This is a genomic window from Polaromonas sp. (assembly GCF_030689685.1).
In the GTDB taxonomy this organism is placed as follows: domain Bacteria; phylum Pseudomonadota; class Gammaproteobacteria; order Burkholderiales; family Burkholderiaceae_C; genus Polaromonas.
The window spans coordinates 1-7,613 of the sequence record NZ_JAUYEY010000100.1 but is presented as its reverse complement, the minus strand read 5'-3'; the positions used below and the strand labels follow the sequence as shown (position 1 = coordinate 7,613).

The following is a 7,613-nucleotide window of genomic DNA, read 5'->3' as shown; positions in this document are numbered from 1 at the left end:
AAATTTTGGAGCAAGGCCGCAATGCAGAAATCCATGCCAATACGGAAATGGGCAAGCGATGCTTGGAAAAATTGTAATACTCCTGATCCTCTGCTGGCTACCGCAAACGCATGCCGCCATTGCCGTCGGCTCGGCGCGCGTCTGGCCGGCACAGGATTACACGCGCCTGACGCTCGAATCCAGACAAGCCATCCGCCACAATATGTTCACCGTGAACAACCCGGAGCGGCTGGTCATCGATCTGGAGGATGTAGAGTTCGGCAGCACGCTCAGCGAACTGACCAAACTGATTGGCGACAATGACCCTTACATCGCCAGCGTGCGCATCGGGCGTTTCAAGCCCGGCGTGGTGCGCCTCGTGCTCGACCTGAAGAGCGAGGTCAAGCCGCAGTTGTTCGTCCTCAAGCCGGTCGGCGAATACGGCTATCGCCTGGTGCTGGACGTATACCCCGCCCAGCCGCTCGACCCGTTGATGGCCTTGCTCGAAAAACCCAAAACGCCCATTCACGAAGCCACCAGCGCCCCCGCCGCAACCGGGCAGGCTGCAGAAGAACCGCCCGCCGCAAAAGAACTGTCTGCCGAGGAAAAACCCAAGCTGACCCAAAGCATGAGTATCGGCAAGATTGACACCCCACCGCCAGTTGCAGCCGTCCCTCCCAAGAACGTTCCCGAGCTGCGCGCCCGCACGCTGATTGTCGCAATCGATGCCGGACACGGCGGCGAAGACCCCGGCGCACGCGGCAAAAACGGTTCTTACGAAAAAAACATCACGCTGGCGATTGCGCGCAAGGTGAAAGCCTTGGTGGATGACGCGCCGAATATGCGCGGCGTGCTGATTCGCGACGGCGATTACTTCATCCCGCTCATCGGACGCGTCGCCAAGGCGCGCAAGGTAAACGCGGATCTGTTCATCTCCATCCACGCCGATGCCTTCATCAAACCGAAGGCGCGCGGTTCATCGGTATTCGCGCTCTCCGAACACGGCGCAACCAGCGCTGCGGCGCGCTGGCTGGCGAAAAAAGAAAACGAGGCCGACCTGATCGGCGGCGTGAACATCGCGGTCAAAGACCCCTATCTGGCGCGCACCCTGCTCGACCTGTCGCAGACCGCCACCATCAATGACAGCATGAAACTGGCCAAGCATGTGCTGAGCGAACTGGGCGACATCAACGACCTGCACCGCGGCCAAGTCGAACAAGCCGGGTTCGCCGTGCTGAAATCGCCGGACATCCCGTCCATTCTGGTTGAGACCGCTTTCATCAGCAACCCCAGCGAAGAGCGCCGCCTGAACGACGATGAATACCAGATGAAACTGGCGAATGCGATCCTCGGCGGCATCAAACGCTACTTTGCGCAAAACCCGGCGCTATCCAAACAGAAGATTGCGCAGGCGGAGTTTTAGGCCGGGAATACCCCCGTCGAGAGATAGCGATCCCCACGATCACATACGATGAACGCGATGATCGCGTTCTCGACCTGCTGCGAGATGCGTAGCGCCACGGCCAGCGCGCCGCCGGACGAGATGCCGCAGAAGATGCCTTCCTCGCGCGCCAGGCGGCGGCACATGTCTTCGGCGTCCTGCTGGCTGACCAGCACGGTTTCATCGACGGTGCTCGCGTCATAAATTTTTGGCAAATATTCGACCGGCCATTTGCGGATGCCGGGAATGCGCGAGCCTTCGGACGGTTGCGCGCCGATGATGCGGATCGCCGGGTTTTTCTCTTTCAGAAAACGCGAGACGCCAGTGATGGTGCCAGTGGTTCCCATGGCGCTGACAAAGTGGGTGATCTTGCCGTGGGTGTCGGCCCAGATCTCGGGTCCAGTAGTTTCGTAGTGGATGCGCGGGTTGTCCTCGTTGGCAAACTGGTCCAGCACCCGGCCCTTGCCGTCCCGCTGCATCTGGTCGGCGAGGTCGCGCGAATGCTCCATGCCACCGCTTTTGGGCGTCAGGATCAGCTCGGCGCCAAACGCTTTCATGGTCTGCGCGCGTTCGATCGACAGGTCCTCCGGCATGATCAGTACCATGCGGTAACCCTTGATGGCAGCCGCCATGGCCAGCGCGATGCCGGTGTTGCCCGAGGTCGCTTCAATCAATGTGTCGCCCGGCTTGATGTCGCCGCGCTCCTCGGCGCGCCTGATCATGGACAGCGCGGGCCGGTCTTTCACCGATCCGGCGGGGTTGTTGCCTTCGAGCTTGCCGAGGACCACGTTATTGCGTTGGGTATTGCTTTCAGCCTGGATACGCTGCAAGGCCACCAGCGGCGTTTTGCCAATGGCGTCTTCGAGAGTCGAGTAGTTCATACCCTGCACTGTGCCATAATTTGCCTCTTCGCTTCTTGCAGCCCGGGTGGTGAAATTGGTAGACGCAGGGGACTCAAAATCCCCCGCCGAAAGGCGTGCCGGTTCGATTCCGGCCCCGGGCACCAGACACAGGTCCTTCCTTTGCGGGAAGAGCCTTTTTTTACGCCACAGGACAAGTCGTCGGTCTGTCGTTGGCGGTGCGGCAGCGCAAAGCCCGCAGAAAAACGGGATACTCGCCGCATGCCTGTTTCCCCCACGCCTCCCCTGCATCAACTCTCTGCCTGGCAGGCCGCCAGCCTGCTGGCGCGCCGTGAACTCACCGCAGTCGATCTGGTCCGCGCCTGCCTGGATCGCATTGCCGAACGTGAGCCGCAGGTGCACGCTTTTGTGCACCTCGATGCGGACGCCGCACTCGCCTATGCCCGCACGCTGGACGCCGGCGCCGTGCGCGGCCTGCTGCATGGCCTGCCTTTTGGCGTGAAAGACTTGTTCGACACCTTCGACCTGCCCACCGGCTACGGCTCGCCGATTTATGCCGGACAACAACCGCCAGCCGATGCCGCTGCCGTCGCGTTGTGCCGCGAAGCCGGCGCGGTGTTGCTGGGTAAAACCGTGACGACCGAGCTGGCCAATATGCTCCCCGGCGCCACCCGCAACCCGCACAAGCCGCTGCACACACCGGGCGGCTCGTCGAGTGGCTCGGCCGCTGCGGTGGCCGACGGCATGTTGCCGCTGGCGTTGGGCACGCAGACGGCGGGCTCGCTGATCCGGCCGGCGGCCTTTTGCGGCGTGGTCGGCTACAAGCCCAGCCACAACCGTGTGCCCAAAGCCGGTGTCAAAAGCCTGTCGGAAACGCTGGACACTGTCGGTGGTTTTGCGCGCAGCGTGCGCGACATGGCGCTGCTGGGCGCGGTGCTGACCGGCGATGCGCGGCTGGCCGACCCTGCGGCCTTTGAGCAGGCCGGCGCGCCGCGTTTAGGCTGGTGCCAGACCCCGGAATGGGCGCAGGCCGACACAGACACGCAGCAGGCCTGGGCCCAGGCCGAAAAGTTGCTGGCCGGGCACGGGGCGCCCTTGGCGCTGCCACACAGCCTGTCCGGCCTGGTCGCCGTGCAGAAGGCGGTGCAGGCCTTTGAGACGGCGCGTTCACTGAGCCACGAACGACTGCACCACCCCCATCAGCTCAGCGCGCCGCTGCAGGCGCTGATCGCCGACGGCCTGGCCATCAGCGGCGCGCGCCATGCGCTGAACCTGCAGGCCACCACCAGCGCACGGCAGCAGGCCCAGACGCTGTTCAGCAACTTCGACGTAATCATCGCGCCCAGCAGCATCGGCGAGGCCCCGGCCGGGCTGGAGGGCACCGGTGACCCGCTGTTCTGCCGGGGCTGGACCTTGCTGGGCCTGCCCTGCGTGCACCTGCCGTTTGCGTACGGTCACAGCGGCCTGCCGGTGGGCCTGCAACTGGTCGGAGCCTACGGCGACGACCACCGGCTGCTGGCCGCCGCGCACTGGGTGCACCAGCGCCTGGCGGACTGATTCGACCGGTTTCCTGATCGCGGGGACCGGTTTTTTTTTGTTTCCCGGTGCTTGCAAGGGTCTTCAATTAGGCGCATTCTTTGATCGCGGCCATCTGCTGCGTCAGGAGTCTGTCATGCGCTCACTTTATCGCTGCTTCACCCCCTGGCTTGGCGCTTGCCTGCTGCTGACCGGGGCCCACGCGGCCACCGTGCAGCCGTCCGCAGCGCAGGTCATGATGGACGCGTTGACGCGAGCCAATGCCGCCGTTGTGGGTGTCAAGGTGACAGCAGCGAGCGACGCACGCTCGGCCGAAACCCTCGGCCAGCGCCGCAGCGGCTCCGGCGTGGTCATCGGCCAGGACGGCTTGATCCTGACCATCGGCTACCTGCTGCTGGAAGCTGAGCAGATCGAGATCGTCACCCAGGACAACAAAACCCTGCCAGCGCGCGCCGTGGCCTACGACCTGGCCACCGGCTTCGGCTTGCTGCGGCCACTGTTGCCGCTGCGTGGTATCAGCGCCGCCGCGCTGGGCAGCAGCCAGGAGCTCAAGCCCGGGGAGCCCTTGATAGCGATGACCGGTCCGCAGGGCAATGACGATGGCGAGGTCAGCATGACGCGACTGGTCAGCAAGCGTGCTTTTTCTGGCAGTTGGGAGTACCACATCGAGTCCGCGCTGTTCACCAGCCCGCCAGTGCTGGCCAGTGGGGGCAACCACAGCGGCGCGCCGCTGTTCAACAGCCGGGGTGAACTGCTGGGCATAGGCTCGCTGTTTGTCTCGAATGCGGCTGCCGAAAATGTGCGGCTGCCGGGCAATATGTTTGTGCCGGTCGATCTGCTGCGTCCCATCCTGGCCGAGTTGCAGCAGTCTGGCAGCAGCGTAAAAAGCCGCCGGCCCTGGCTGGGGCTGAACTCCAACGACCAGGGCGGCCGCGTGCAGATCACGCGGGTCAGCAAGGACAGCCCGGCCGAAGGGGCTGGGTTGGAGGCGGGCGATGTGGTGCTGGCCGTTGATGGCGCCAAGGTCACCACGCTGGAAGACTTTTACAAAAAACTCTGGAACCGGGCCGCGCCCGATGCAGAGATATCACTGACCGTGCTGCAGGGCGCTGAAGTCAAGACCATCGTGCTGCGCGCCCAAGACCGCATGCAAACGCTGAAAAAGCCTGCCGGTATCTGAAACTTCGTCACTGATCGCTGCATGCAACTCCCTTTTCTTGCCCCCTCTCCTTCTGGGAGAGGGTTGGGGTGAGGGTCGGCAAGCCACAACATACGATAGATCAATGCTCAGACCGCGATCCCTGTCTTGCAGACCGCAGCCCGGCCAGAGTCCGGGCCTCTTCACGCTGTCCAGATGCGCTCAAGCGCCTCTGGAGCCGCAGCGTTCAGCCCCCGCCCTCTCCCGGAGGGAGAGGGAGTAAATCCGGCCCAGACTAGCTGAGTAGTTACGGCATTTCAAGAAAAAACAGGCTACAGCCCTTGTTATACCTGCGCAAGCAGCTCCTGTTTTAATAGCAAATTGTTTATCCTTCCAGCAAGCCCGAAGCCACAGTGGGGTAACGCAGCCGCAGCCGCAGCTCTGTTTTCAGCCGCGTGTTGTCAAGCCGGCGCGACTCACTCATGAAACTCAGCAGCAGCAGCGGCAAATCTGCCTGCGCGCTGCTGCGCGCCACGCGCGGCGGACGCGGCAGGCCATAGAGGTCGGCCGCCAGGTCAAAGTAGTCACCCATCTTCAGCTCGGTGTCGTCGCTGGCATGGGTCACGCGCTGCGGCTTGCCGCGCCACAGCGCCGCCAGGCAGGCGCGCGCCAGATCGTCGGCATGGATGTGGTTGGTGTACACGTCGTCGGCCGGCTGCAGCACCGGCGTGCCCTTGAGCAGGCGGCCGCGCGGCGTGCCGCTCTCACGGTCGGGCGCGTAGATGCCCGGAATGCGCAGCGTGTGCACCCGCACGCCGCTGGAGCGGCCGAAAAAACGCAGTTGCTGCTCGGCATCGACGCGGCGCTGCGCGCGCGGCGTGTGCGGGTTCACCGCCCGCACCTCGCTGGCCCAGTCGCCGTCGCAGTTGCCATAGACGCCGCTGGTCGAGCCATAGACCATGGACTGCGGCAAGCCACGCAGGCGCAGCGCGCGCAGCAACGCCAGCGTGCGCGGGTCGCGTCGCCAGTCGGGCAGCTTCTCGCCGGGCGGCGGCGCCAGGTGGATCACCCGTGTCGCCAGCCCGGCCAGGCGGCGCAGGGTGGCGGGTTGGTCCAGATTGCCGGACAGCGGCATGATGCCGCTGGCGCGGAAGTCCGGCATTTTTTCAATCGACGAGGTCAGCGCCAGCACGCGCACCTGCGGCGGCAACTGGCGAGCCACGCGCAAGCCGACATCGCCACAACCGATGATGAGCACACGCTGGCGACGGAAACGCGAAGGCAGGGCGCCGAGGGGATTTTGGTTTGAGGGCAAAATTGGGGGAATGGCTGGTCAACAGCACAAATGAAAAAACAGTCCCTAGGATACCGAATATGACTTTTACCGTCACCGTGCTGCCCAGCGGCCGTGCCTTCACCGCCAACCCCGACGAAGCCCTGCTGGCCGCCGCCATCCGCCAGGGCGTGGGCATGCCCTATGGCTGCAAGGACGGCGCCTGCGGTTCCTGCAAATGCAAAAAGCTCGAAGGCACGGTGGTGCACGGCCCGCACCAGCTCAAAGCACTGAGCCATGAGGAAGAAGCCGCCGGTTTCATCCTGACCTGCTGCGGCGTGCCGCAAACCGACGTGGTGCTGGAGTCGCGCCAGGTCACCGACGAGAGCGCCTTTCCGATCAAGAAGATGCCGACCCGTGTGAACACGATGACGCGCGCCTCGCACGACGTGATGATCATCCGCCTGCAACTGCCAGCCAGCGATGTCTTCAAGTACCACGCCGGCCAGTACGTGGAGTTTTTGCTGCGCGACGGCGACCGCCGCAGCTATTCCATGGGCAATGCGCCGCACACCCAGCTCGACAATCCAGGCGTGGAGCTGCACATCCGCCACATGCCCGGCGGCAAGTTCACCGACCATGTGTTCACCGCCATGAAGGAGAAGGAAATCCTGCGCGTCGAAGGTCCGTACGGCAGCTTCTTCCTGCGCGAGGACAGCGACAAACCCATGGTGCTGCTGGCCTCTGGCACCGGCTTTGCGCCCATCAAGGCATTGATCGAACACCTGCAGTTCAAGGGCAGTACGCGCCCGGCGGTGCTGTACTGGGGCGGCCGCCGGCCCGCCGACCTGTACATGAACGACTGGGTCATGGCCAAGGTCGCGGAGATGCCCAACCTGAGCTATGTGCCGGTGATCTCGAACGCCCGGCCCGAGGACAACTGGACCGGGCGAACCGGTTTTGTGCACCAATCGGTGCTGGAAGACTTCCCCGACCTGTCGGGGTATCAGGTGTATGCCTGCGGCGCACCCATCGTGGTGGACTCCGCCCGAGCCGACTACACCGCACTCGGCGGCTTGCCTGAAGAAGAGTTTTTTGCGGACGCATTCACGACCGAGGCGGACAAGGCGAAGGCGCTGGCCTGAACTTTCGGATGGGAGGCGTCACGCTGCGCTATGATTTTTATAGCTGTTTGCGCACACCCACAAAGGACCAAAGCTCGAAAAAACTCTAAAAAAAGTAGCTACTCATTCCATTTCTACTTCATAAATGAAGTAATCAAGGAGCTCACAATCCAATCCCAAGAGACAATGGTGCGCACAGTTTCAGGGTTTTGCTCCAAAGTTCTGAGTCCCAGTGCAAGCTGCTCCTCCAGCGCGTCAAGGC

6 protein-coding genes and 1 tRNA gene are annotated in these 7,613 nt (G+C 63.4%); 5 read left to right on the top strand and 2 right to left on the bottom strand.

The features are described 5' to 3' along the window. The first annotated feature begins 58 nt into the window (after positions 1–58). Positions 59–1,402: an N-acetylmuramoyl-L-alanine amidase gene (locus Q8O29_RS19920; protein ID WP_305565953.1), complete on the top strand. Its 1,344-nt coding sequence runs from the start codon at positions 59–61 to the stop codon at positions 1,400–1,402. On the opposite strand, the gene cysM is transcribed toward Q8O29_RS19920, so the two are convergent. Further along, positions 1,399–2,301: a cysteine synthase CysM gene (cysM, locus tag Q8O29_RS19915; protein ID WP_305565952.1), complete on the bottom strand. Its 903-nt coding sequence runs from the start codon at positions 2,299–2,301 to the stop codon at positions 1,399–1,401. The genes Q8O29_RS19920 and cysM overlap by 4 nt on opposite strands. A 40-nt stretch (positions 2,302–2,341) precedes the next feature. Between cysM and Q8O29_RS19910 the strand changes: the two genes are divergently transcribed. The 3 genes from Q8O29_RS19910 (at position 2,342) to Q8O29_RS19900 (ending at position 4,996) form a co-directional block, all read left to right on the top strand. After that, positions 2,342–2,426, top strand: a tRNA-Leu gene (locus tag Q8O29_RS19910). A 115-nt stretch (positions 2,427–2,541) separates the two neighbouring features. Beyond that, complete coding sequence (locus Q8O29_RS19905; RefSeq protein WP_305565951.1) at positions 2,542–3,837, top strand: amidase; 1,296 nt, start codon at positions 2,542–2,544, stop codon at positions 3,835–3,837. A 115-nt stretch (positions 3,838–3,952) separates the two neighbouring features. Then, positions 3,953–4,996 carry a S1C family serine protease gene (locus Q8O29_RS19900; RefSeq protein WP_305565949.1) on the top strand — a complete coding sequence of 348 codons (1,044 nt, stop codon included), beginning with the start codon at positions 3,953–3,955 and terminating at the stop codon, positions 4,994–4,996. A 343-nt stretch (positions 4,997–5,339) separates the two neighbouring features. Here the strand turns inward: Q8O29_RS19900 and Q8O29_RS19895 are convergent, their stop codons facing one another. After that, positions 5,340–6,269 (bottom strand): SDR family oxidoreductase, encoded by a 930-nt coding sequence (locus tag Q8O29_RS19895; protein WP_305565948.1) that lies wholly within the window; start codon positions 6,267–6,269, stop codon positions 5,340–5,342. Positions 6,270–6,328: 59 nt separating this feature from the next. On the opposite strand from Q8O29_RS19895, the gene Q8O29_RS19890 reads away from it, so the two are divergent. After that, positions 6,329–7,372 (top strand): CDP-6-deoxy-delta-3,4-glucoseen reductase, encoded by a 1,044-nt coding sequence (locus Q8O29_RS19890; RefSeq protein ID WP_305565947.1) that lies wholly within the window; start codon positions 6,329–6,331, stop codon positions 7,370–7,372. Positions 7,373–7,613: the final 241 nt, after the last annotated feature.